Genomic DNA, 21,592 nt, shown 5'->3' with positions numbered 1-21,592 from the left:
ACAGGCCCGCCCGATGTTTCATGTTGTGTTGTTCCAGCCGGAAATCCCGCCCAATACCGGCAACATCATCCGACTCTGCGCCAATACCGGCTGCCATCTGCACCTGGTCGAACCGCTCGGTTTCGAGCTCGACGACAAGCGCCTGCGCCGTGCCGGTCTCGACTACCACGAGTACGCGACGGTAACTCGTCATGCCTCGCTGGAGAGCTGCCTCGCGACCCTGGCCGGGGGCAGGATACTGGCACTCACCACCAAAGCCAATAACAGTTACGCGGAGATGGACTACCAGGCCGGCGACGTGCTGCTGTTCGGCCCGGAGAGCCGCGGCCTGCCGACCGAGGTGCTGGCCAGCCTGCCGCCCGAACAGCTGCTGCGCCTGCCGATGCGCCCCGGCTGCCGCAGCCTGAACCTGTCCAACGCGGTGGCGGTGACCGTCTACGAGGCCTGGCGCCAGCACGGTTTCGCCACCGCCTGAGGCTCGATCCCGCCACGCGCCGACCTTGCGACGGCATCATGACAGTCCGACGATAATGCGTAGTGACGCGCATCAAAATAGCGAACCGCGTCACGCTTTTGAACCATCCCTTGGTAGCGGAACCGACAAAAAACCCCGCGCACGGCGGGGTTTCCTGTCGGCGGCGCCGGCTTCAGGCCGTGGCTTCGGCCGCCTGCATGCGCGCCAGTTCCTGGGCGTAGAGGGCGTCGAAGTTGACCGGCGAGAGCATCAGCGCCGGGAACGAGCCGCGCACCACCAGGCTGTCCAGCGCCTCGCGGGCGTAGGGGAACAGCAGGCTCGGGCAGAAGGCGCCGAGGGTGTGGCTCATCGCGGCGGCATCGAGGCCCTTGATCAGGAAGATGCCGGCCTGCTGCACTTCGGCGATGAAGGCGGTGTCGTCGCCGTTCTTCACGGTGACCGAGACGGTCAGCACGACCTCGTGGAAGTCGCCGCCCAGGTCCTTCTGGCGGGTGTTGAGGTCGAGGGTGATGCCCGGCTTCCACTCCTGGCGGAAGATTTCCGGGGTCTTCGGCGCCTCGAAGGACAGGTCGCGGACGTAGATGCGCTGCAGGGAGAACTGCGGCTGGTCGTTCTGCGCGGCGGCGCCGTTGGCTTGTTCGGTCATGCTTTGCTTTCCTTGTTCGTTGCGTGGAGGGTTAGCCGCGCAGCAGCGCGTCCAGCTTGCCGGCGCGCTCCAGGGCGTAGAGGTCGTCGCAGCCGCCGACGTGGGTGGCGCCGATCCAGATCTGCGGCACCGAAGTGCGCCCGGCCTTGCGGCTCATCTCGGCGCGCACGTCCGGCTGGCCGTCGACGCGGATCTCGGTGAAGGCGACGCCCTTGTGGCTCAGCAGCTGCTTGGCGCGCACGCAGTAGGGACAGTAGTCGCTGGAGTAGATGACCACCGGCTGCATGTCACTTCACCACCGGCAGGTTGTCGCCGCGCCAGCTGGCGATGCCGCCGCCCAGGCGGGAGACGTCGTAGCCGGCCTTCTTCAGCTTGCCGCAGATGCTGCCGGCGTGCTGGCCCATGGCGTCGACCACGATCAGGGTCTTGGCCTTGTGCTTGTCCAGCTCGGCGATGCGGCTGTCCAGCTTGTCGTAGGGGATGTTCAGCGCGCCGGTGATGTGGCCGGTGGAGAACTCCTTGTGCGGACGCACGTCGAGCACCAGCGCCTCGCCGGCGTTGAGCTTGGCGGTCAGCTCGCGGCAGCTCAGGCTGCGCCCGCCGCGCCGGGCCTCGCTGGCGATCAGCAGGGCCAGCAGCACCACGAACAGGGTGCTGAGTACATAGTGGTTAGAGGCAAATTCAATCAGCTGGGCAACCATCGCGAGCATCCGGCACGGTAAAATGGCCCGCAGTATACACAGCCAGTCGACACGGCTGAACCCGCCGGCAGTCACCCCTGCGGTGACGTCCGCCGGGTCGGCCAGTAGACTGGCGCCCCTTTCGAACCTGCTCACGAGTCGGACGCATGCCTGCCACGCCCAAACCCCTGGTCCTGATCATCCTGGACGGCTTCGGTCACAGCGACAGCCCGGATTACAACGCCATCCACCACGCCAGCACGCCGGTGTGGGACAACCTGCGCGCCACCCGCCCGTACGGCCTGATCTCCGGCAGCGGCATGGACGTCGGCCTGCCCGACGGGCAGATGGGCAACTCCGAGGTCGGTCACATGAACCTCGGCGCCGGCCGCGTGGTGTACCAGGACTTCACCCGGGTGACCAAGGCGATCCGCGACGGCGAGTTCTTCGACAATGCCGCGATCAACGCGGCGGTGGACAAGGCCGCGGCCGCCGGCAAGGCGGTGCACATCCTCGGCCTGCTCTCCGACGGCGGCGTGCACAGCCACCAGGAGCACATCGCCGCCATGGCCGAACTGGCCGCCCGGCGCGGCGCCGAGCAGATCTACCTGCACGCCTTCCTCGACGGCCGCGACACCCCGCCGAAGAGCGCCACCCCCTCCATCGAGCTGCTCGACGCCACCTTCGCCAAGCTCGGCAAGGGCCGCATCGCCAGCCTGACCGGCCGCTACTTCGCCATGGACCGCGACAACCGCTGGGATCGCGTCGAGCAGGCGTACCGGCTGATCGTCGACGGCGAGGGCGAGTTCGCCGCCGCCAGCGCCATCGAGGGCCTGCAAGCCGCCTATGCGCGCGGCGAGAGCGACGAGTTCGTCAAGGCCACCACCATCGGCACGCCGGTGCGGGTGGAGGACGGCGACGCCGTGGTGTTCATGAACTTCCGCGCCGACCGCGCCCGCGAGCTGACCCACGCCTTCGTCGAGGGCGACGAGTTCGCCGGCTTCCAGCGCGCGCGCGTGCCGCAGCTGGCCGGCTTCGTCATGCTCACCCAGTACGCGGCGAGCATCCCGGCGCCCTGCGCCTTCCCGCCGGAGCCGCTGACCAACGTGCTCGGCGAGTACCTGGCCAACAACGGCAAGACCCAGCTGCGCATCGCCGAGACCGAGAAGTACGCCCACGTCACCTTCTTCTTCTCCGGCGGGCGCGAGGAGCCGTTCGAGGGCGAGGAGCGCATCCTCATCCCCTCGCCGAACGTCGCCACCTACGACCTCAAGCCGGAAATGAGCGCACCGGAAGTCACCGACCGCATCGTCGACGCCATCGAGAACCAGCGCTACGACGTGATCGTGGTCAACTACGCCAACGGCGACATGGTCGGCCACACCGGCGTGTTCGACGCGGCGGTCAAGGCGGTGGAGTGCCTGGACCAGTGCATCGGCCGCATCACCCGCGCGCTGGACCAGGTCGGCGGCGAGGCGCTGATCACCGCCGACCACGGCAACGTCGAGCAGATGGAGGACGAGGTGACCGGCCAGGCGCACACCGCGCACACCTGCGAGCCGGTGCCGTTCCTCTATTACGGCCCGCGCCCGCTGGCCATCCGCGAGGGCGGCGTGCTCGCCGACGTGGCGCCGACCATGCTCAGGCTGCTGGACCTGCCGATCCCGGCCGAGATGACCGGCACGCCGCTGGTCGAACTGCAGTGAGGATCACGCCCCGGCTCGCCGGGGCGTTCTTTTTGCGTGCGCCCGGAGGCATACTAGGACGCTCACCCACCGGATACCTGTCCATGCTGCGTGCCGCCCTGTTCGCCCTGCTCGCCTGCTGCCTCGCGCCGGCCTTCGCCGATGAGCGCGCCGACGCCCAGCGCCAGCTGGAAGCCGCGCAGAAGGACATCGCCGAGCTGCAGAAGCTGCTCGGCACCCTGCAGCAGGAAAAGTCCGGCATCCAGAAGCAGCTGCAGGGCAGCGAGCGCGAGATGGGCGAACTGCAGAAGCAGATCGAGACCCTCGAGCAGCAGCTCGAAGACGGCGAGCAGGAAATCGAGCGGCTCGACGGGGAGAAAAAAAAACTCCAGAGCCAGCGGGCTGAACAGCAGAAACTGATCTCCCTGCAGATCCGCGCCGCCTACCAGAGCGGCGGCCAGGAATACCTCAAGCTGCTGCTCAACCAGCAGCAGCCCGAACAGTTCACCCGCAACCTCACCTACCACGAGTACCTCAGCCGCGCGCGCCGCGAGCAGCTCGACAGGTACAACGCGATCCTCGAGCAGCTGCATCTCATCGAGGCCGACCTGGCCACCCGCCATGCCGTGCTGGCCGGCCAGCAGGTGGAACTGCAGGACCGTCGCGAGGCGCTGGACAAGGTGCGCAGCGAACACCGCGCGGTGCTGGCCAGACTGAACAGCGAGCTGGGCGACGGCGACAAGCGCCTCAAGGCCCGCCGCCAGGAGCAGGCGCGCCTGGGCGCGCTGCTCAAGACCATCGAGGAAACCCTCGCCCGCCAGGCCCGCGAGGCCGAGGAACGGCGTCTGGCCGAGCAGCGTGCCCGCGAGGAGGCCGAGCGCCAGCGCCTCGCCGCCACCCGCCCTGCCGGCGACAAGGCCGCCAGCGCCACGCCCGCCGGCCCGCAGGTTTCCAGCGCGGCGCCGGCCGTCGACGGCCCCTTCGCCCAGGCCCGCGGCAGGCTGCCCTGGCCGGTGGACGGCCAGCTGCTGGCGCGCTTCGGCGCGCCGCGCGGCGATGCCCGGCTGAAGTGGGACGGCGTGCTGATCGGCGCCGCTGCCGGCACCCGCGTGCGCGCCATCCACGATGGCCGCGTGGTGTTCGCCGACTGGCTGCGCGGCGCCGGCCTGCTGGTGATCGTCGATCACGGCGGCGGCTACCTCAGCCTGTACGGCCACAACCAGACCTTGCTGAAGGCCGCCGGCGACCTGGTCAAGGCCGGCGAGGCCATCGCCACCGTTGGCACCAGCGGGGGGCAGGATACCCCGGCGCTGTACTTCGCCATCCGTCAGCAGGGCCAGCCCAGCGATCCGCTGCGCTGGTGCCGCGCCCAGGGCTGACCGCTCGCCCCATTCAGGAGTTGCTTCCATGTCGTCGCGTTACCGTCTCTCCGCCGTGGCCCTGTCCCTCGCCCTGCTGGGCGCGGCACCGCCGCTGCTGGCCGCGGAGGCGGCCGAGCCCACCGCCACAGGCCGCGCCACCCTGCCGCTCGACGAACTGCGCACGTTCGCCGAGGTGCTCGAGCGGATCAAGACCGCCTACGTCGAGCCGGTCGACGACAAGACCCTGCTGGAGAACGCCATCAAGGGCATGCTCAGCAACCTCGACCCGCACTCCGCCTACCTGGAGCCGGAGGACTTCCAGGAACTGCAGGAGAGCACCAGCGGCGAGTTCGGCGGCCTGGGCGTCGAGGTCGGCCAGGAGGACGGCATGCTCAAGGTGGTCTCGCCGATCGACGACACCCCGGCGGCGCGCGCCGGCATCGAGGCCGGCGACCTGATCGTCAAGATCGACGGCCAGCCGACCAAGGGCTGGTCGCTGATGCAGGCGGTGGACAAGCTGCGCGGCAAGCCGGGCAGCCCGATCGTGCTGACCCTGGTGCGCGAGGGCGGCAAGCCGTTCGACGTGCGCCTCGAGCGCGCGGTGATCAAGGTGCGCAGCGTGAAGAGCGAGCTGCTAGAGAAGGGCTACGGCTACCTGCGCATCACCCAGTTCCAGATCAACAGCGGCGAGGAAGTCGGCAAGGCGCTGGCCAGGCTGAAGAAGGACAACGGCGGCAAGCTCAAGGGCCTGGTCCTCGACCTGCGCAACAACCCCGGCGGCGTGCTGCAGGCGGCGGTGGAGGTTTCCGACCACTTCCTCGACGACGGCCTGATCGTCTACACCAAGGGCCGCATCGCCAACTCCGAGCTGCGCTTCAGCGCCGACAAGGCCGACGCCAGCGAGAACGTGCCGCTGGTGGTGCTGATCAACGGCGGCAGCGCCTCGGCCGCGGAGATCGTCGCCGGCGCCCTGCAGGACCACAAGCGCGGCGTGCTGATGGGCACCGACAGCTTCGGCAAGGGCTCGGTGCAGACCGTGCTGCCGCTGACCAACGAGCGCGCCCTCAAGCTGACCACCGCGCTGTACTTCACCCCCAGCGGCCGCTCGATCCAGGCCCAGGGTATAGTTCCCGACATCGTCGTCGAGCGCGGCAAGGTGACCCGCGAGGACAGCCAGGGCCAGGGCATCAAGGAAGCCGACCTGCCCGGCCATCTGGGCAATGGCAACGGCGGCGCCGACAAGCCCAGCAGCAGCAAGCCGGCCACCCAGCCGGCGGAGAAGCCGCAGGACGAGGACTACCAGCTCAGCCAGGCGCTCAACCTGCTCAAGGGGCTGAACATCACCCGCCGGCCGTGAGTCGACGGAGGCGTCGCCGGGTAGGGTAGGTAACTCGCGAAGAGATTACCTACCATCCAGCCACGCCACCCAAGAGCGGTAGAGGATCGCTGCGCGAGTCCTCTACCCTACCGCCGGTTCCACAACGCAGAAGCCCGGGTCGATGCCCGGGCTTCTGCGTTTACAGCGTTGGCAGTCTTTGCCGCTCAGCGCACCACGATGCCGCGGCTGGCCAGGTAGGCCTTGGCCTCCGGCACGGTGTACTCGCCGAAGTGGAAGATGCTCGCCGCCAGCACCGCGTCGGCCTTGCCCTCGAGGATGCCGGCCGCCAGGTGCTCGAGGTTGCCGACGCCGCCGGAGGCGATCACCGGGATGCCCACCGCCTCGCTGATGGCGCGGGTCACACCGAGGTCGTAGCCGCTCTTCACGCCGTCCTGGTCCATGCTGGTGAGCAGGATCTCGCCGGCGCCGAGGCCTTCCATCTTCTTCGCCCAGGCCACCGCATCCAGGCCGGTCGGCTTGCGCCCGCCGTGGGTGAAGATCTCCCAGCGGTCCGGCTCGCCGGGCCTGGAGACCTTCTTGGCGTCGATGGCCACCACGATGCACTGCGAGCCGAAGCGCTCGGCGGCCTCGCCGACGAACTCCGGGGTGAACACCGCGGCGGTGTTGATCGACACCTTGTCGGCGCCGGCATTCAGCAGGTTGCGGATGTCCTGCACGGTGCGCACGCCGCCGCCGACGGTCAGCGGGATGAACACCTGGCTGGCCATGCGTTCGACGGTGTGCAGGGTGGTGTCGCGCCCCTCGGAGCTGGCGGTGATGTCGAGGAAGGTGATCTCGTCGGCCCCCTGCTCGTCGTAGCGGCGGGCGATCTCCACCGGATCGCCGGCGTCGCGGATGTTCTCGAACTGGACGCCCTTGACCACGCGGCCGTTGTCCACGTCGAGGCAGGGGATGATGCGTTTGGCGAGGGCCATGGCTGTCTCTCTCGTCGGTTGCATGCCGCCGGGCGGCTTCTCGTAGGGTGCGCCGTGCGCACCATGGACTCCAGGAGGTGCGCATGGCGCACCCTACGCGCTCAGCTCACTGGAAGCCGTCGCACAGCGCCTGGGCTTCGGCCACGTCGAGGGTGCCCTCGTAGATGGCGCGGCCGGTGATGGCGCCGACGATGCCCGGGTTGCGGGTGTCGAGCAGCTTCTGGATGTCGCCGAGGTTGTGGATGCCGCCGGAGGCGATCACCGGGATGCGGCTGGCGTTGGCCAGGGCCACGGTGGCCTCGACGTTGCAGCCCTGCATCATGCCGTCCTTGGCGATGTCGGTGTAGACGATCGCCGAGACGCCGTCGGCCTCGAACTTCCTGGCCAGGTCGGTGGCCTGCACGCTGGAGACTTCCGCCCAGCCGTCGGTGGCGACGAAGCCGTCCTTGGCGTCCAGGCCGACGATCACCTTGCCGGGGAACGCCTTGCAGGCCTCGGCGACGAATTCCGGCTGCTTGACCGCCTTGGTGCCGATGATCACGTAGCTGACCCCGGCCCTGACGTAGTGCTCGATGGTCTCCAGCGAGCGGATGCCGCCGCCGATCTGGATCGGCAGGCTCGGGTAGCGCGCGGCGATGGCGGTGACCACCTCGCCGTTGACCGGCTGGCCCTCGAAGGCGCCGTTGAGGTCGACCAGGTGCAGGCGGCGGCAGCCGGCCTCCACCCACTTGGCGGCCATCGCCACCGGGTCGTCGGAGAACACCGTGGCGTCGTCCATCAGGCCCTGCCGCAGACGCACGCAGGCGCCGTCTTTGAGGTCGATCGCGGGGATAATCAGCATCGGTTGAACCTGCTCAAGTCTTGAATTCGGTAGGGGTCAGCTCTTCTCGAGCGCCCACAAGTCGCTCTCGATGCTCTCGAACCTGTCTTTCAGGTGCGCCTGCACATCGAGGATCGCCTTGTTGTAGTAGTGCGGGGCTATTTCTCGGGCGAACAGGTCCAGCAGCTCCTGCACCTCGAAGGCGCCCAGTTCCAGCTCGAAACGCTCGGCCAGGAAACGCTTGAGGATCTGCTGCGCCGCCTGCTCCTGCGCGCCATCCAGCGCGAGGAGCGGTGCCTTGCCCTTGGCCCGGCTCATTACCAGCGGCCGTCCCAGGCGACGAAGTTCTGCAGCAGCTGCAGGCCATGGGTGTGGCTCTTCTCCGGGTGGAACTGCACGGCGAAGCGCGAACCGTCGGCCAGCGCCGCGGCGAAGTCCTTGCCGTAGTGGCCGCGTCCGGCCACCTGCGCCGGATCGCCGGCCTCGACGTAGTAGCTGTGCACGAAGTAGAAGCGCCCGCCATCGGGGATCTCGTGCCACAGCGGATGGTCGATGCTCTGCTGCACCTCGTTCCAGCCCATGTGTGGCACCTTGAGGTGCTCGCCGCCTTCGACCATGTCCTTGCCGAAGAAGCGCACCTGGCCGGGGAACAGACCGATGCAGTCGACGCCGCCGTTCTCCTCGCTATGCTCGAGCAGCGCCTGCATGCCGACGCAGATGCCGAGGAACGGGCGGTCGGCGCTGACCTCGCGCACCAGCTCGTCGAAGCCCAGGCGACGGATCTCGGCCATGCAGTCGCGGATCGCGCCGACGCCGGGGAACACCACGCGGTCGGCCTCGCGGATCACCTGCGCGTCGCTGGTCACCAGCACCCGGCCGGCGCCGACGTGCTCCAGCGCCTTGGCCACCGAGTGCAGGTTGCCCATGCCGTAGTCGATGACGGCGACGGTCTGCATCACAGGCACCCCTTGGTCGACGGCATCTGCCCGGCCATGCGCGGGTCCAGCTCGATGGCCATGCGCAGGGCACGGCCGAAGGCCTTGAACACCGTCTCGATCTGGTGGTGGGTATTGGTCCCGCGCAGGTTGTCGATGTGCAGGGTCACCAGGGCGTGGTTGACGAAGCCCTGGAAGAACTCCTGGAACAGGTCGACGTCGAAGCCGCCGACCGTGGCGCGGGTGTAGGGCACCTGCATGGTCAGCCCCGGGCGGCCGGAGAAGTCGATCACCACGCGCGACAGCGCCTCGTCCAGCGGCACGTAGGAGTGACCGTAGCGGGTCATGCCCTTCTTGTCGCCGATGGCCTTGGCGAAGGCCTGGCCGACGGTGATGCCGACGTCCTCGACGGTGTGGTGGTCGTCGATGTGCAGGTCGCCCTTGCACTCGATGTCGAGGTCGATCAGCCCGTGGCGGGCGATCTGGTCGAGCATGTGCTCGAGGAAGGGTACACCGATGTCGAATCGGGCCTTGCCGGTGCCATCCAGGTTGATGGAAACCTTGACCTGGGTTTCCAGGGTATTGCGCTCGACGGACGCCTTGCGTTCGGCCATTGCCAGCTCCACAGAATCACGGGCGGATGTGAGCGCGCATTATAGGCCGCGGCCGGGGCGGCGGGCTACCGGCGCCCCGGCGGAGCATCGGCGGTGCAAAAGGCATTAAGATGCGCCCATCGTCCGAAGGAGTGCCCCATGCCCGTAATCGTCGAAGCCGTCACCCAGCCCAGCGCGCAGGACCGTAGCGACCTGGAGAAGATCTACGCCGACGCCCCCGCCTGGCTGCTGGCCCCCTACCCCGACGCCGCCGCCCTGATCGACGCCGGCCTGGCCGAGAGCCGCCTGCTCGCCGGGCGCTTCAACGACCGCCTGCTCGGCGCCGCGCTGCTCGGCGAGGGCGAGGCGGGCTGCATGCTCTCGCACCTGTGCGTGCGCAGGATCACCCGCGGCCGCGGCGTGGCCGCGCGGCTGGTCGCCAAGGCCCGCGAGCGCGCCGAGGCCGCAGGCCGCCCGCTGCACCTGCTCGCCCCGGCGCGCCATCTGGAGGTGCAGGCCTGGGCCCACCGCCTCGGCCTGCCGCTGCTGGACCAGGATGCCTGAGGCCGGGGAACCCCTGCGGCTTCAGCCACTCCAACCCTGCCGACAGCCCCGGCCGCACAGCGGCCGGGATTCCCTATACTTCGCCCTGCCCCCGCACCGCACAAGGACTCGTCCGCCATGAAGACCTTCGGCAAGTTTCTCGGCCTGCTCCTGCTCGGCCTGCTGCTGGCCATAGTCGCGCTGGGCTTCGCCTTCACCCACCTGTTCGACCCCAACGACTACAAGGACGAGATCCGCCAGCTGGCCCGCGACAAGGCCAACCTGGAGCTCGACCTCCGGGGCGAGATCGGCTGGAGCCTGTTCCCCTGGCTCGGCCTCGAACTGCGCGACACCACCCTGGCCAGCGCCGCCACTCCGCAGCAGCCGTTCGCCGAGCTGGACATGCTCGGCTTCTCGGTGCGCGTGCTGCCGCTGCTGCGCCGCGAGGTGCAGATGAGCGACATCCGCATCGACGGCCTCAAGCTCAGCCTCGAACGCGACGCCGAGGGCCGCGGCAACTGGCAGGACATCGGCCGCCCGGCCAAAGCCGCGCCGCCCCCCCCGGAGCAGCCCGCTGCCGCCGCCCCGCCCGCCAGCCCGGCCCCGGCGCAGGCAGGCAAGGCCGCCCCGGCGCTGCGCCTGGACATCGACAGCCTGGCGGTGAGCAACTCGCGCATCGACTACCACGACGCCGCCAGCGGCCAGCGCTACACCCTCGAAGGGCTCGACCTGCGCAGCGGCGCGATCCGCGAGGGCGCCAGCATCCCGCTGACCCTCAAGGGCTACTTCGGCACCAACCAGCCGGTGCTGCGCGCGCGCGGCGAACTGACCGGCAAGCTGCGCTTCGACACCGCGCTCGAACGCTACTGGCTGGAGGACGCCCAGCTCAAGGGCGAGCTGTCCGGCGCGCCGCTGGCCAACCAGACCCTGACCTTCGCCGCCCAGGGCCAGCTGCTCGCCGACCTCGCCGCCCAGGTCGCCGAATGGAACAGCCTCAAGCTGACCGCCAACCAGCTCGACCTGCTCGGCGAGCTGAAGGTACGCGGACTGGACAGGACGCCGCAGATCGAGGGCGGCCTGTCGATCGCCGAGTTCGACCTGCGCGCCTTCCTCGAAGGCATCGGCCAGTCGCTGCCGAAGATGGCCGACGCCGACAGCCTGCGCCGCGTCGCCCTGGCCAGCGGCCTGAGCGCCACGCCGGACAGCCTGACCTTGCAGGACCTCAGGCTGCAGCTCGACGGCAGCAACCTCGGCGGCCAGCTGGCCATCGCCGACTTCAGCCGCAACAGCCTGCGCGCCCAGCTCAAGGGTGACCGCCTCGACCTCGACCGCTACCTGCCGCCGCCGGCCAGTGAGGCCGACGCCGCCAGCGCCACGCGCAAGGCCGAGGTGGCGAAAAGCGGTGCCGGCAACGGCACCACCCCGCTGCCGGAGCAGCCGACCAGCCACGCCTGGAGCGAGGAGAAACTGCTGCCGCTGGAGCGCCTGCGCCAGCTGGACGCCGAACTCGCCCTCAGCTTCGGCCAGCTGACCCTGCGCAAGCTGCCGCTGGAGAACGCCAGCCTCAAGCTCCGGGCACGGGACGGGCAGATCCGCCTCGACGAGCTGCGCGGCGAGCTGTTCGACGGCCGCTTCGCCCTCGCCGGCAGCCTGGACGCGCGCAGCGACATCCCGCAGCTGCAGTTCGCCCCGCAGCTCGGCGACATCCCGCTGGAGCGCCTGCTGGAAACCCTCAAGCCCGCGGAGAAGTCGCCGGTGCGCGGCAAGCTGCAGCTGGAGGGCAACCTCGCCGCCTGGGGCAACAGCGAGAAGGCGCTGATCGACAGCCTGTCCGGCAACGCCAGCTTCATCCTCGACGACGGCGCGCTGGCCGACGCCAACCTCGAGCAGCAGCTGTGCCGCGGCATCGCCACCCTCAACCGCAAGGTGCCGACCCGCGAGTTCGCCGAGAAGGACACCCCGCTGCGCGAGCTGCGCGGCAGCCTGCAGTTCGACCGCGGCGTGGCCAGCAACCAGGACCTGCGCGCGCGCATCCCGGGGCTGACCGTCAACGGCAAGGGCACCGCCGACCTGCGCGTGCTCGGCCTCGACTACCGCATGGGCGTGGTCATCGAGGGCGACCAGCGCGAGATGCCCGACCCGGCCTGCCAGGTCAACGAGCGCTACGTCGGCCTGGAGTGGCCGCTGCGCTGCCGCGGCCCGCTGGAACTGGGCGCCAGGGCCTGCCGCCTGGACCAGGACGGCCTCGGCAAGATCGCCGCCAGGCTGGCCGGCGAGAAGCTGACCGAGAAGCTCGACGAGAAGCTCGGCGACAAGGTCAGCCCGGAACTCAAGGACGCCCTGAAGGGCCTGTTCCAGCGCTGACCGTACGTTCCGTGGGGGCGAATTCGACCGCCGTGGCCTGTACCATGGCGGCCGGATTCCCCCTGCACGCTCCTGCCATCGCCCCTATGACCAGCCTTCCCACCGTTTCCGCCTTCGCCGACCGCGTGCTCGCCTGGTTCGACCGCCACGGCCGCCACGACCTGCCCTGGCAGCAGGACATCAACCCCTACCGGGTCTGGGTGTCGGAGATCATGCTGCAGCAGACCCAGGTCGCCACCGTGCTCGACTACTACCAGCGCTTCATGGCCGCGCTGCCCACGGTGCAGGCGCTGGCCGAAGCCGGCGAGGACGAGGTGCTGCACCTGTGGACCGGCCTAGGCTACTACAGCCGCGCGCGCAACCTGCACAAGACCGCGCGGATCGTGGTCGCCGAACACGGCGGCGAGTTCCCTCGCTCGGTGGAGGCGCTGACCGGGCTGCCCGGCATCGGCCGCTCCACCGCCGGCGCCATCGCCAGCATCAGCATGGGCCTGCGCGCCCCCATCCTCGACGGCAACGTCAAGCGCGTGCTGGCCCGCTACCTGGCCCAGGACGGCTACCCGGGCGAGACCCGGGTGGCGGCGCAGCTGTGGGAGGCCGCCGAGCGCCTGACCCCGCACGCGCGGGTCAACCACTACAGCCAGGCGATGATGGATCTGGGCGCCACCCTGTGCACGCGCAGCAAGCCGAGCTGCCTGCTCTGTCCGCTGGCCGCCGACTGCCGGGCGCACGCGCTCGGCCGCGAGACCGCCTATCCGCAGGCCAGACCGCGCAAGGCGCTGCCGCAGAAACGCACGCTGATGCCGCTGCTGCACGACGGCGCCGGCGCCGTGCTGCTCTACCGGCGGCCGTCGAGCGGCCTGTGGGGCGGACTGTGGAGCCTGCCCGAACTGGACGAGCGCGCGCAGCTCGGCGAGCTGGCCGAGCGCCACGGCCTGGCGCTCGGCGACGCGCAGGAACTGGCGCCGCTCAGCCACACCTTCAGCCATTTCCAGCTGCACATCGAGCCGCTGCTGGTCGCCGCCAGCGCCCGCACCCCGTGCGTGGCCGAAGGCGACTGGCTCTGGTATAACCTCGCCACTCCGCCGCGCCTGGGGCTCGCCGCCCCGGTGAAGAAGCTGCTCAAGCGCGCGGCCACCCTCCTCCACCCGACTCCAGGAGCGCCGCAATGACCCGCATGGTGAAGTGCCGCAAGTACAACCAAGAACTGCCCGGCCTCGACCGTCCGCCCTACCCGGGCGCCAAGGGCGAGGACATCTTCAACAACGTCTCGAAGCAGGCCTGGGACGAGTGGCAGAAGCACCAGACCATGCTGATCAACGAGCGCCGGCTGAACATGATGAACGCCGAGGACCGCAAGTTCCTCCAGGCCGAGATGGACAAGTTCCTCGCCGGCGAGGACTACGCCCAGGCCGAAGGCTACGTGCCGCCCGGCGCGTGACCCCTCCACCGTCGCCAAGTGCCTGAAAAAAACGATTTTTTTCGCGGCGACGGTTGACTGTGCAACGGGAAAGGCGGTTTAATGCCGCCCGTTGTTGCCCAGGTAGCTCAGTTGGTAGAGCAGGGGATTGAAAATCCCCGTGTCGGCGGTTCGATTCCGTCCCTGGGCACCACTTCCTTCAGGTGCCCGATCCCTGATTTGCCCAGGTAGCTCAGTTGGTAGAGCAGGGGATTGAAAATCCCCGTGTCGGCGGTTCGATTCCGTCCCTGGGCACCACCGAACATCGTCGAGAAGCCCCGCCAGCGTGCGGGGCTTCTTGCTTTCCGCCCTCCGCGAATCCCCTCACGACCGCGGCGCCAGTTCGCCGCAGTCGGCGCCCAGCCAGCGTGCATGGGTCTGCATCCGCGAGTTGCCGGCCTGGCCGGCGGCGCTGAAGCGGCTGTCGATGCGGGTGACGAACTCGCGTTCGCTGACGAAGCGGGTCTCGCCCTCGCCTTCGGCGTCTGGGCAGCGGAAGCGGAACTTCCACAGCCGCTCGCTGCGCTCGGTGATCTCCTGGGTGCAGCCGGACTGGGCGTCCTGCAACGGCAGCTCCTGGGCCTTGACCTGCGCCTCGCTCAGGCACACGCGCAGGCCCTGGCCGCCGGCCTGGATGCCCTTGCCGGCCATCGCCTCCTCCAGCATCTGCCGCTGCTCGGCCGGCAGCCCCTCCAACTGGCCGAGCAGCTCCTGCACCGGCGGCAGCTGCTGGCCGTTGACCTGCATGCTGTCGCTGCTCAGCTCCCACAACCCGGGGAGGACTTCCTGGGCCTGGGCCGACGCCAGGCCGCCCAGCAGGCTGACCACTGCGGCCAGGCGGAGCAGAGGTTTCATGGCGCACTCCTCATCGCAATCGACTGCAGCAAGCCTAGCCCCGCCACGGGTCAGCACTCGAGCTCCGCCGAACCACTGGTCGGCCGCGCCTGGCCGGCCGGCGGCGACCTGGAGCGCTGCTGCAGCCGGCCGAAATAACCACACGCTTTTTAAGGCTGGATTCAGCGCGACGCCGGAGGATGGCGCCACATCGCTATCGGAGCCCCTCATGAAACGCATCGGCATCGCCCTGCTCCTCGGCCTGACCAGCTCGCTGGCACTGGCCGACCCCGTGGCCCTGCAGCCGCTCGCGCTACCCGCCGACGCCCCGCAAAGGTGGATGACCGCGTGCGGCAGCTGCCACATGGCCTACCCGCCCGGCCTGCTGCCGCCCAGGGCCTGGGAAATGCACATGGACACCCTGAGCCGGCACTACGGCATCGACGCCTCGCTCGCCCCGGCCGAGCAGCAGACGATCCGCGACTTCCTGCTGCTGGTATCCAGCAACAACCGCCAGCCGCTGGAAGGCGTCGTCGGCACCGGCGAACAGCCGCGGATCACCGCGACCCGCTGGTTCGCGCGCAAGCACCACAGGGTCGACGCGGCGCAGTTCGCCCGCAGATCGGTCGGCGGCGCCGGCAACTGCGGAGCCTGCCACCGCAGGGTCGAGCGCGGCTCGTTCGCCCGGGTGAGGATCCCCCGCAGCTAGCGCTCCAGCAGGCGCAGCACCCAGCGGCCGATCAGCCCAGCGAACAGGCCGGCGCCGGCGGCGATCGCCCAGTCGGCCAGGTGCAGCGGCTGCAGGTGCAGGCGTGCGGCCAGCGCCGGCAGCTGGACGAACAGCAGCAGCGAAGCCAGGCCGAGCAGGCAGACCACCCGCGCCATCGCGCTGCGCAGCCGGCTGAGACTGGCGGTGACGGTCAGGCTGGCGACCACCAGCACGGCGATGGCCATGCTGCGCGCGTGGCTCACCCGCGCCCCGTCCGCCACCCCCTCGCCCAGCGCCTGCCACCAGGCGGCGAGCACCACCAGGCTGATCGCCGCGCCGCCGAGGAGGATCGCCCGCCAGGCGCGCGGCGAGAAGAAGCGCGCCGGGCCGCCGCGCCCGAGCGGTGTCAGGCGGCCGTCCGGCGCCAGCTCCTGGAACACCAGCAGCGCGGTGGGATGGATCAGCAGCTCCAGCCAGACCACGTGGATCGGCAGGTAGAGCAGCGGCGCGCCGGTCAGCGGTACTAGGGTGGCGCTGGCCACCAGCGGGATGTGCACCAGCAGCAGGTAGGCGAAGCTCAGCTGCAGGTTGCGGAACAGCTGGCGGCCCTCGCCGATGGCGCGCACCAGGGTGGCGAAGTCGTCGTCGAGCAGGACGATGGCGGCGGTCTCGCGGGCGCTCTGCGTGCCGCGCTCGCCCATGGCGATGCCGACATCGGCGGCCTGCAGCGCCGGCACGTCGTTGACCCCGTCGCCGGTCACCGCCACCGTCTCGCCGTCCGCCTGCAGGGCGCGCACCAGCTCGAGCTTCTGCGCCGGCACCGCGCGCGCCACCACGTCGACGTCGCCCTCCCAGGCGCAGCCCGGCTCGGCCACCAGCACCCTGGGCGCGCCGTCGCCGAGGCCCAGCTCGGCGGCGATGGCCCGCGCGGTCAGCGGATGGTCGCCGGTGACCATCACCACGCGGATGCCCGCCGCCCGGCACTCGGCCAGCGCCTCGCGCACGCCAGCGCGCAGCGGATCCTCGAAGGCCAGCAGGCCGGCGAACACGAAGCCCTGCCCCGGCTCCCGATCGAGGCGCGCGTCCGCTTCCAGCCGGCGGCTGGCGACGGCGATCACCTTGTGGCCGCCGGCGGCGTAGGCGTCGGCCTGGCGACGCCAGTCGGCCAGCGCCACCGCGTCGAGGTCGCAGAGCGCGAACAGGGTTTCCGGCGCGCCCTTGCTCACCGCCAGCCTCTGTCCCGCCGCGGCCGGCCACAGCGCCGTCTCGCGGCGGCGCTGCTCGGTGAAGGGGAACAGCGCGACGCGCTGCGCCGGATCGGGCGCTGCGCCGCCGGCCGCCAGCAGGGCGGCATCCAGCGGGTCGTCGGCCTCGCCGCGCACCGCGTGCAGGGCGAGCTGCAGCAGGCCGGCGTCGTCGAGACCCGCCGCAGGCGCGCGGTGGGTGAGCAGCAGGCGGCCGGCGGTGAGGGTGCCGGTCTTGTCGGTGCAGATGCAGGACACCCGGCCGATGTTCTCCACCGCCACCGCGCGGCGCACCAGCGCCTGGCGCCGCGCCAGGCGGTAGACGCCGACGCCGAGGAAGAAGGTGAACACCACCGGGAACTCCTCCGGCAGCGCCGCCACCGCCAGGGTCACCGCGCTGAGCAGGGCGTCGACCGCACCGAAGCCCTGGGCCAGGCGGATCGCGGCGAGCAGCAGGCAGGTCGCCAGCGCCGCCCACAGCAGGGTCGCCACCAGACGGGCGATGGCGAGCTGCAGCGGGGTGCGCGCCTGGCGGCCGCTGCGGGCGACGCGCACCAGCTCGCCGTAGCGCGTCTCCGCCCCGGTGTAGAGCACCCGCAGCACCGCGCGGCCGCCGAGCAGGCGGGTGCCGGCGCAGGCCCAGTGCTCCTCGCCGGCGCTGTCCGGGAAGGGCGCCGCCAGCACCTGCTTGCGCACCGGGAAGGACTCGCCGGTCAGGCTCGACTCGTCGGCGAGCATCTGCGCGCCGTCGACCAGCACGCCGTCGGCGGGGAAGTACTCCCCGGGGCCGACCAGGGCCAGGTCGCCGGGCAGCAGCTCGCGGGCGGCGATGCGCTGCTCCACGCCGTCGCGCAGCACCCGCGCCGTGCCGGCCAGACGGCTGGCCAGGCCGGCGGTGGAGGCCTGCGTGCGACGGTGCAGCCAGGCGTCCATGCCCAGCAGCGGGACCACCGCCAGCAGCAGGGTCAGCGCCTCGGCGCGGTCGCCGAGCAGGGCGAACAGCAGCGCGGTGCCGAGCAGGAACCACAGCATCGGGTCGCCGAGGGTCTCGCCGAGCAGCGCGCGCCAGCGGCCGGCGTCCTCGGCGAGGATGTCGTTGGCCCCGTAGCGGCGCCGCTCGGCGAGTTCGGCGCCGTTCAGGCCGCGCGCGGGCGACTCCAGCCCGGCCAGGCGCTCGCCGGGAATGGCGCGGCGCATCGTTCAGCCGCGGCGCGGCACGGCGGTGGGGAGGACATGCGGCATGGGCGATCTCCGGAGCGGCCTGTCACGAGCATAGGCAGCGGCCGAGCACCTGCGCGAGGGGGCGGACGATCGGCCTGGCCAGCGCGGCGAGCTGCGGCGACACTGCAGGGAATGCGGCAGGCGCCGCGCACGACGGGAGAGAGGCGATGCGCTGGAAACGGGCACGACGCAGCGACAATGTGGTGGACGCCCGCGGCGGCGGGCGCATCGGCGGCGGCAAGCTGAGCCTCGGCGGCATCGCCGCCATCGTGGTGCTCGGCCTGCTGATGGGCAAGGACCCGCTGCAGATCCTCGGCCAGCTCGGCGGCGAGCTGATGCAGCAGCTGCCGGCGCCGGGCGCGGGCGGCGGCCAGCCGGGCGACGAGGCCAGCGAGTTCGTCCGCGCCGTGCTCGGCGACACCGAGGACACCTGGCACGCGCTGTTCCAGGCCGGCGGCCGCCAGTACCAGGAGCCGCGCCTGGTGCTGTTCAGCGGCAGCGTGGACTCCGCCTGCGGCTTCGCCAGCGCGGCGGTCGGCCCCTTCTACTGCCCGGGCGACCGTCAGGTGTATCTCGACCTCGAGTTCTTCCGCGAGCTGGAGCAGCGCTTCGCCGCCGCCGGCGACTTCGCCCAGGCCTACGTGATCGCCCACGAGGTCGGCCACCACGTGCAGACCCTGCTCGGCGTCTCCGCGCGGGTCAATGCCGCCCGCCAGCGCGGCGAGCGGGTCGAGGGCGCCAGCGGCCTGCTGGTGCGCCAGGAGCTGCAGGCCGACTGCCTGGCCGGGGTCTGGGCGCACCACGCCCAGCGTCGCCTCGACTGGCTGGAACCGGGCGACCTGGAGGAGGCGCTGAACGCCGCCAACGCCATCGGCGACGACCGCCTGCAGCACCAGACCCGGGGCCAGGTGGTGCCGGACGCCTTCACCCACGGCACCTCGGCGCAGCGCGTGCGCTGGTTCCGCATCGGCTTCGACACCGGCGAGCCGGGGCGCTGCGACACCTTCCAGAGCGCCCGCCTGTAGCGCCGCCGTCAGCCGAGCAGGCGCTGCAGCTCGGCGCAGTCGCGGGCGAACAGGTCGGTCAGCTGCGGCCAGGGGTTTTCCGGGTGGTTGACCAGCACGCTGCGCGCGCCGGCGGCGCGGGCGCAGGACAGGTCGTGGAGGTAGTCGCCGACCATCGCCAGCTCGGCCGGCGCCACCGCCCAGCGCGCCGCCAGCTGCAGCAGGCCGTGCGGCTGCGGCTTGGGCGGCGCCTCGTCGCGGCCGAGGATGTCGTCCACCGCGAAGCAGTCGAGCAGGCCGACCGCCTCCAGGGTGACCAGCGCCAGCGGCCGCGCGTTGCGGGTGAGGATGCCCAGGCGGCAGCCGCGCCCGTGCAGGCCGCGCACCAGCTCCAGGGCGCCCGGCGCCGGGCGCGCCGCCTCGGCCAGCTCGCGCTCGTGGGCCAGCAGCCAGGCGTGCTTGGCCGCCGCCTCCGGCGCCGGCAGCGCGGCCAGGTGGGCGAGGATGTCGTCCTGCGCCGGGATGTCCAGGGCGCGGCGGATCGCCGCGAAGTCGTGCACGGCGACGGTCAGGGTGCCGTCCATGTCGAACACCCAGTGGCGCAGCCGCGCCAGGCGCATCGCGCTGCCGACCACGCTCAGGCCCAGTCCGGGCGATGACGGATCAGGCCTTCCTGGACCACCGAGGCGAGCAGCTCGCCCTCGCGGCTGAAGATGTTGCCGCGGGTGAAGCCGCGGCCGTTGCCGGCCCACGGGCTGTCCAGGGCGAACAGCAGCCACTGGTCGGCGCGCAGGTCGTTGCGGTGGAACCACAGCGAGTGGTCGAGGCTGGCGATCTGCATCGAGCGCTGCCAGAAGGACACCCCGTGGGGCAGCAGCGCGGTGGTCAGCAGGCCGAAGTCGCTGGCGTAGGCCATCAGGTACTTGTGCAGCGCCGGGTTGTCCGGCAGCGTGCCGGCGGCGCGTACCCACAGGTACTTGTAGGGCGCGCGCGGCTGCGGGTGGCCGACGTCGGCCGGCTCGACCGGACGGATCTCGATCGGCATCTCGAAGTGCAGGCGCTCGCGCATGCCCTCCACCGGCTCCGAGCCCAGCGCGCCGCACAGCTCCTGCTCGGAGAGCAGTTCCTCCGGCCCCGGCACGTCGGGCATCGTCGGCACCTGGTGGCTGAAGCCCTCCTCCTCCTGCTGGAAGGACACGCTGCAGCTGTAGATCGGCCGGCCCTTCTGGATCGCCAGCACGCGGCGGGTGGTGAAGCTGCCGCCGTCGCGCACCCGGTCGACCTGGTAGACCACCGGCTGGGTGGCATCGCCCGGGCGCAGGAAGTAGGCGTGCATGGAGTGCATGTGCCGGTCCGCCGCCACCGTCTGGCTGGCCGCCGACAGCGACTGGCCGATCACCTGGCCGCCGAACAGCTGGCGGAAACCGAGGTCCTGGCTGACGCCGCGGAACAGGTTTTCCTCGATGGTTTCCAGGCTGAGCAGGGCCACCAGCTCGTCGAGCACTTGGGTCATGCTGTATCTCCTTCAGATGCGGGGAGGCCGGCGCCCCGGGCGCGGGCCGGAATGATCGCCCGGGCGGTCGGAGCCGCGTCACGGGACCGTGCAATGGTGACGATGGTAACGATTTTCCCGGTGGCTGTCGGCTGCGCCGAGGGCCGATGTTGCAGCGCAGGACGCGCCGACCGACGGCAGGCCGAGCCTCTCTCCCCGGCGCGTCGCGCCACGGCGCATAATGCCGTTCCGTCCCGCCCGCTGGCCGCCGCCCATGCCCCTGCCGCTGGTCTACCACCCCGACTACAGCCCGCCGCTGCCGGCCGGGCATCGCTTCCCGATGGAGAAGTATCGCCTGCTCCACGAGCACCTGCGCGCCAGCCTGCCGGCGGCCGCCTGGCACAGCCCGCAGCCCTGCCCGCTCGACATCCTCGCCCTCACCCACGCCGCGGACTACATTGAGCGCTTCGTCGCCGGCGCGCTGCCGCGCGAGCTGGAGCGCCAGCTCGGCCTGCCGTGGAGCGAGGGGCTGGTGCGCCGTACCCTGCGCGCCCAGGGCGGCTCGCTGCTGACCGCCGAGCTGGCCCTGCAGCACGGCCTGGCCTGCCATCTGGCCGGCGGCACCCACCACGCCCATCGCGAGCGCCCCTCGGGCTTCTGCGTGTTCAACGACCTGGCGGTGGTCGCCCGCCAGCTGCTGGAGAGCGGCCGGGTGCACCGCCTGCTGATCTTCGACTGCGACGTGCACCAGGGCGACGGCACCGCCACCCTGCTGGAAGACTGCCGCGACGCGGTGACCGTGTCGCTGCACTGCGAAGGCAACTTCCCGCCGCGCAAGGCGCGCAGCGACTGGGACTTCGACCTGCCGGCGGGGATGGGCGACGCCGCCTACCTGCAGACGGTGGACGAGGCGCTCGGCTACCTGCTGCACCTCTACCAGCCGGACCTGGTGCTCTACGACGCCGGGGTGGACGTGCACAAGGACGACGTGCTCGGCCTGCTCGAACTCAGCGACGCCGGCATCGCCGCGCGCGACCTGGCGGTGCTGCGCCACTGCCTGTCCCGCGACATCCCGGTGGCCTGCGTGATCGGCGGCGGCTACGACCGCGACCGCCAGGCGCTGGCGCGCCGCCACGGCATCCTCCACCACGGTGCGGCGCAGGTCTGGGAAGAATTCGGCCTGGGCTGAGCGCCCCTAAGGCCACGGTGCGCCG

General features: G+C 71.0%; 23 protein-coding genes and 2 tRNA genes. 13 read left to right on the top strand and 12 right to left on the bottom strand.

Annotated features, from left to right (window positions below; genetic code table 11):
- Positions 1-13: 13 nt before the first annotated feature.
- Positions 14-475: a tRNA (uridine(34)/cytosine(34)/5-carboxymethylaminomethyluridine(34)-2'-O)-methyltransferase TrmL gene (gene trmL / locus RA210_RS06290; RefSeq protein WP_201485765.1), complete on the top strand. Its 462-nt coding sequence runs from the start codon at positions 14-16 to the stop codon at positions 473-475.
- Positions 476-647: 172 nt separating this feature from the next.
- Here the strand turns inward: trmL and secB are convergent, their stop codons facing one another.
- The 3 genes from secB to RA210_RS06275 are packed head-to-tail and all read right to left on the bottom strand — an operon-like array spanning position 648 to position 1,822.
- Positions 648-1,121: a protein-export chaperone SecB gene (gene secB, locus RA210_RS06285; protein ID WP_136491759.1), complete on the bottom strand. Its 474-nt coding sequence runs from the start codon at positions 1,119-1,121 to the stop codon at positions 648-650.
- Positions 1,122-1,152: 31 nt separating this feature from the next.
- Positions 1,153-1,407, bottom strand: a complete 255-nt coding sequence (gene grxC, locus RA210_RS06280; RefSeq protein WP_136491758.1) for a glutaredoxin 3 — start codon at positions 1,405-1,407, stop codon at positions 1,153-1,155.
- 1 nt (position 1,408) lies between these two features.
- Positions 1,409-1,822 (bottom strand): rhodanese-like domain-containing protein, encoded by a 414-nt coding sequence (locus RA210_RS06275; RefSeq protein ID WP_136491757.1) that lies wholly within the window; start codon positions 1,820-1,822, stop codon positions 1,409-1,411.
- Positions 1,823-1,968: 146 nt separating this feature from the next.
- Here RA210_RS06275 and gpmI point away from each other — a divergent pair, with 146 nt between their 5' ends.
- The 3 genes from gpmI (at position 1,969) to RA210_RS06260 (ending at position 6,204) form a co-directional block, all read left to right on the top strand.
- Complete coding sequence (gpmI, locus tag RA210_RS06270) at positions 1,969-3,507, top strand: 2,3-bisphosphoglycerate-independent phosphoglycerate mutase (RefSeq protein WP_201485764.1); 1,539 nt, start codon at positions 1,969-1,971, stop codon at positions 3,505-3,507.
- Positions 3,508-3,590: 83 nt separating this feature from the next.
- Complete coding sequence (locus RA210_RS06265; protein ID WP_201485763.1) at positions 3,591-4,865, top strand: peptidoglycan DD-metalloendopeptidase family protein; 1,275 nt, start codon at positions 3,591-3,593, stop codon at positions 4,863-4,865.
- 28 nt (positions 4,866-4,893) lie between these two features.
- Complete coding sequence (locus RA210_RS06260) at positions 4,894-6,204, top strand: S41 family peptidase (RefSeq protein ID WP_201485762.1); 1,311 nt, start codon at positions 4,894-4,896, stop codon at positions 6,202-6,204.
- A 185-nt stretch (positions 6,205-6,389) separates the two neighbouring features.
- Here RA210_RS06260 and hisF read toward each other — a convergent pair whose 3' ends face one another.
- From hisF to hisB, 5 genes are all read right to left on the bottom strand, one after another.
- Positions 6,390-7,160, bottom strand: a complete 771-nt coding sequence (gene hisF / locus RA210_RS06255; protein ID WP_136491690.1) for an imidazole glycerol phosphate synthase subunit HisF — start codon at positions 7,158-7,160, stop codon at positions 6,390-6,392.
- A 106-nt stretch (positions 7,161-7,266) separates the two neighbouring features.
- Entirely contained in the window at positions 7,267-8,001 is a 735-nt protein-coding gene (gene hisA, locus RA210_RS06250; RefSeq protein ID WP_201485761.1) for a 1-(5-phosphoribosyl)-5-[(5-phosphoribosylamino)methylideneamino]imidazole-4-carboxamide isomerase, read from the bottom strand.
- 36 nt (positions 8,002-8,037) lie between these two features.
- Positions 8,038-8,298 (bottom strand): DUF2164 domain-containing protein, encoded by a 261-nt coding sequence (locus RA210_RS06245; RefSeq protein WP_136491693.1) that lies wholly within the window; start codon positions 8,296-8,298, stop codon positions 8,038-8,040.
- On the bottom strand, positions 8,298-8,936 hold the full coding sequence (gene hisH, locus RA210_RS06240; protein ID WP_201485760.1) for an imidazole glycerol phosphate synthase subunit HisH: 639 nt from the start codon (positions 8,934-8,936) through the stop codon (positions 8,298-8,300). The genes RA210_RS06245 and hisH overlap by 1 nt, the downstream gene beginning before the upstream one ends.
- On the bottom strand, positions 8,936-9,529 hold the full coding sequence (hisB, locus tag RA210_RS06235; protein ID WP_136491695.1) for an imidazoleglycerol-phosphate dehydratase HisB: 594 nt from the start codon (positions 9,527-9,529) through the stop codon (positions 8,936-8,938). The genes hisH and hisB overlap by 1 nt, the downstream gene beginning before the upstream one ends.
- A 138-nt stretch (positions 9,530-9,667) precedes the next feature.
- Here hisB and RA210_RS06230 point away from each other — a divergent pair, with 138 nt between their 5' ends.
- From RA210_RS06230 to RA210_RS06205, 6 genes are all read left to right on the top strand, one after another.
- Entirely contained in the window at positions 9,668-10,072 is a 405-nt protein-coding gene (locus tag RA210_RS06230) for an acetyl-CoA sensor PanZ family protein (RefSeq protein WP_201485759.1), read from the top strand.
- Between the two features lie 117 nt (positions 10,073-10,189).
- Positions 10,190-12,415 carry an AsmA family protein gene (locus RA210_RS06225; RefSeq protein ID WP_201485758.1) on the top strand — a complete coding sequence of 742 codons (2,226 nt, stop codon included), beginning with the start codon at positions 10,190-10,192 and terminating at the stop codon, positions 12,413-12,415.
- A gap of 86 nt (positions 12,416-12,501) precedes the next feature.
- Positions 12,502-13,587, top strand: coding sequence for an A/G-specific adenine glycosylase (gene mutY, locus RA210_RS06220; protein ID WP_201485757.1), 1,086 nt, complete (start codon positions 12,502-12,504; stop codon positions 13,585-13,587).
- The gene (locus tag RA210_RS06215; RefSeq protein WP_136491668.1) at positions 13,584-13,856 is read left to right on the top strand and encodes an oxidative damage protection protein; all 273 of its coding nucleotides are present in this window, start codon (positions 13,584-13,586) and stop codon (positions 13,854-13,856) included. Before mutY ends, RA210_RS06215 begins: the two co-directional genes overlap by 4 nt.
- A 96-nt stretch (positions 13,857-13,952) precedes the next feature.
- Positions 13,953-14,028, top strand: a tRNA-Phe gene (locus RA210_RS06210).
- A 28-nt stretch (positions 14,029-14,056) separates the two neighbouring features.
- Positions 14,057-14,132 (top strand) — tRNA-Phe (locus RA210_RS06205).
- Positions 14,133-14,198: 66 nt separating this feature from the next.
- Here the strand turns inward: RA210_RS06205 and RA210_RS06200 are convergent.
- A complete protein-coding gene (locus tag RA210_RS06200) occupies positions 14,199-14,729 on the bottom strand; it encodes a DUF3617 domain-containing protein (protein WP_201485756.1) in 531 nt (176 codons plus the stop codon).
- A 208-nt stretch (positions 14,730-14,937) separates the two neighbouring features.
- Here RA210_RS06200 and RA210_RS06195 point away from each other — a divergent pair, with 208 nt between their 5' ends.
- Positions 14,938-15,417: a hypothetical protein gene (locus tag RA210_RS06195; RefSeq protein WP_201485755.1), complete on the top strand. Its 480-nt coding sequence runs from the start codon at positions 14,938-14,940 to the stop codon at positions 15,415-15,417.
- On the opposite strand, the gene RA210_RS06190 is transcribed toward RA210_RS06195, so the two are convergent.
- The gene (locus RA210_RS06190; protein ID WP_201485754.1) at positions 15,414-17,858 is read right to left on the bottom strand and encodes a cation-translocating P-type ATPase; all 2,445 of its coding nucleotides are present in this window, start codon (positions 17,856-17,858) and stop codon (positions 15,414-15,416) included. The genes RA210_RS06195 and RA210_RS06190 overlap by 4 nt on opposite strands.
- A 191-nt stretch (positions 17,859-18,049) precedes the next feature.
- On the opposite strand from RA210_RS06190, the gene ypfJ reads away from it, so the two are divergent.
- Positions 18,050-18,907, top strand: a complete 858-nt coding sequence (gene ypfJ, locus RA210_RS06185) for a KPN_02809 family neutral zinc metallopeptidase (RefSeq protein ID WP_201485753.1) — start codon at positions 18,050-18,052, stop codon at positions 18,905-18,907.
- 8 nt (positions 18,908-18,915) lie between these two features.
- On the opposite strand, the gene RA210_RS06180 is transcribed toward ypfJ, so the two are convergent.
- A complete protein-coding gene (locus RA210_RS06180; RefSeq protein ID WP_201485797.1) occupies positions 18,916-19,506 on the bottom strand; it encodes an HAD family hydrolase in 591 nt (196 codons plus the stop codon).
- 17 nt (positions 19,507-19,523) lie between these two features.
- Complete coding sequence (gene tesB, locus RA210_RS06175; RefSeq protein WP_201485752.1) at positions 19,524-20,399, bottom strand: acyl-CoA thioesterase II; 876 nt, start codon at positions 20,397-20,399, stop codon at positions 19,524-19,526.
- Positions 20,400-20,652: 253 nt separating this feature from the next.
- Between tesB and RA210_RS06170 the strand changes: the two genes are divergently transcribed.
- Positions 20,653-21,567: a histone deacetylase family protein gene (locus RA210_RS06170; protein ID WP_201485751.1), complete on the top strand. Its 915-nt coding sequence runs from the start codon at positions 20,653-20,655 to the stop codon at positions 21,565-21,567.
- Positions 21,568-21,592: the final 25 nt, after the last annotated feature.

The organism is Pseudomonas sp. OF001, from assembly GCF_904426495.1.
GTDB lineage: Bacteria > Pseudomonadota > Gammaproteobacteria > Pseudomonadales > Pseudomonadaceae > Geopseudomonas.
The sequence above is the reverse complement of the archived record's forward strand: the minus strand, read 5'-3'. Positions and strand labels throughout refer to the sequence as shown.

What these genes read in the sequence shown, in the direction of transcription:
- secB (WP_136491759.1), bottom strand. Translation starts at nt 1,121, where the DNA reads ATGACCGAACAAGCCAACGGCGCCGCCGCGCAGAACGACCAGCCGCAG.
- hisF (WP_136491690.1), bottom strand. Translation starts at nt 7,160, where the DNA reads ATGGCCCTCGCCAAACGCATCATCCCCTGCCTCGACGTGGACAACGGC.
- RA210_RS06170 (WP_201485751.1), top strand. Translation starts at nt 20,653, where the DNA reads ATGCCCCTGCCGCTGGTCTACCACCCCGACTACAGCCCGCCGCTGCCG.
- mutY (WP_201485757.1), top strand. Translation starts at nt 12,502, where the DNA reads ATGACCAGCCTTCCCACCGTTTCCGCCTTCGCCGACCGCGTGCTCGCC.
- RA210_RS06230 (WP_201485759.1), top strand. Translation starts at nt 9,668, where the DNA reads ATGCCCGTAATCGTCGAAGCCGTCACCCAGCCCAGCGCGCAGGACCGT.
- RA210_RS06200 (WP_201485756.1), bottom strand. Translation starts at nt 14,729, where the DNA reads ATGAAACCTCTGCTCCGCCTGGCCGCAGTGGTCAGCCTGCTGGGCGGC.
- grxC (WP_136491758.1), bottom strand. Translation starts at nt 1,407, where the DNA reads ATGCAGCCGGTGGTCATCTACTCCAGCGACTACTGTCCCTACTGCGTG.
- RA210_RS06275 (WP_136491757.1), bottom strand. Translation starts at nt 1,822, where the DNA reads ATGGTTGCCCAGCTGATTGAATTTGCCTCTAACCACTATGTACTCAGC.
- RA210_RS06225 (WP_201485758.1), top strand. Translation starts at nt 10,190, where the DNA reads ATGAAGACCTTCGGCAAGTTTCTCGGCCTGCTCCTGCTCGGCCTGCTG.
- RA210_RS06245 (WP_136491693.1), bottom strand. Translation starts at nt 8,298, where the DNA reads ATGAGCCGGGCCAAGGGCAAGGCACCGCTCCTCGCGCTGGATGGCGCG.
- hisA (WP_201485761.1), bottom strand. Translation starts at nt 8,001, where the DNA reads ATGCTGATTATCCCCGCGATCGACCTCAAAGACGGCGCCTGCGTGCGT.
- ypfJ (WP_201485753.1), top strand. Translation starts at nt 18,050, where the DNA reads ATGCGCTGGAAACGGGCACGACGCAGCGACAATGTGGTGGACGCCCGC.
- trmL (WP_201485765.1), top strand. Translation starts at nt 14, where the DNA reads ATGTTTCATGTTGTGTTGTTCCAGCCGGAAATCCCGCCCAATACCGGC.
- RA210_RS06215 (WP_136491668.1), top strand. Translation starts at nt 13,584, where the DNA reads ATGACCCGCATGGTGAAGTGCCGCAAGTACAACCAAGAACTGCCCGGC.
- hisB (WP_136491695.1), bottom strand. Translation starts at nt 9,529, where the DNA reads ATGGCCGAACGCAAGGCGTCCGTCGAGCGCAATACCCTGGAAACCCAG.
- RA210_RS06195 (WP_201485755.1), top strand. Translation starts at nt 14,938, where the DNA reads ATGAAACGCATCGGCATCGCCCTGCTCCTCGGCCTGACCAGCTCGCTG.
- hisH (WP_201485760.1), bottom strand. Translation starts at nt 8,936, where the DNA reads ATGCAGACCGTCGCCGTCATCGACTACGGCATGGGCAACCTGCACTCG.
- RA210_RS06190 (WP_201485754.1), bottom strand. Translation starts at nt 17,858, where the DNA reads ATGCGCCGCGCCATTCCCGGCGAGCGCCTGGCCGGGCTGGAGTCGCCC.
- RA210_RS06180 (WP_201485797.1), bottom strand. Translation starts at nt 19,506, where the DNA reads ATGCGCCTGGCGCGGCTGCGCCACTGGGTGTTCGACATGGACGGCACC.
- RA210_RS06265 (WP_201485763.1), top strand. Translation starts at nt 3,591, where the DNA reads ATGCTGCGTGCCGCCCTGTTCGCCCTGCTCGCCTGCTGCCTCGCGCCG.
- gpmI (WP_201485764.1), top strand. Translation starts at nt 1,969, where the DNA reads ATGCCTGCCACGCCCAAACCCCTGGTCCTGATCATCCTGGACGGCTTC.
- tesB (WP_201485752.1), bottom strand. Translation starts at nt 20,399, where the DNA reads ATGACCCAAGTGCTCGACGAGCTGGTGGCCCTGCTCAGCCTGGAAACC.
- RA210_RS06260 (WP_201485762.1), top strand. Translation starts at nt 4,894, where the DNA reads ATGTCGTCGCGTTACCGTCTCTCCGCCGTGGCCCTGTCCCTCGCCCTG.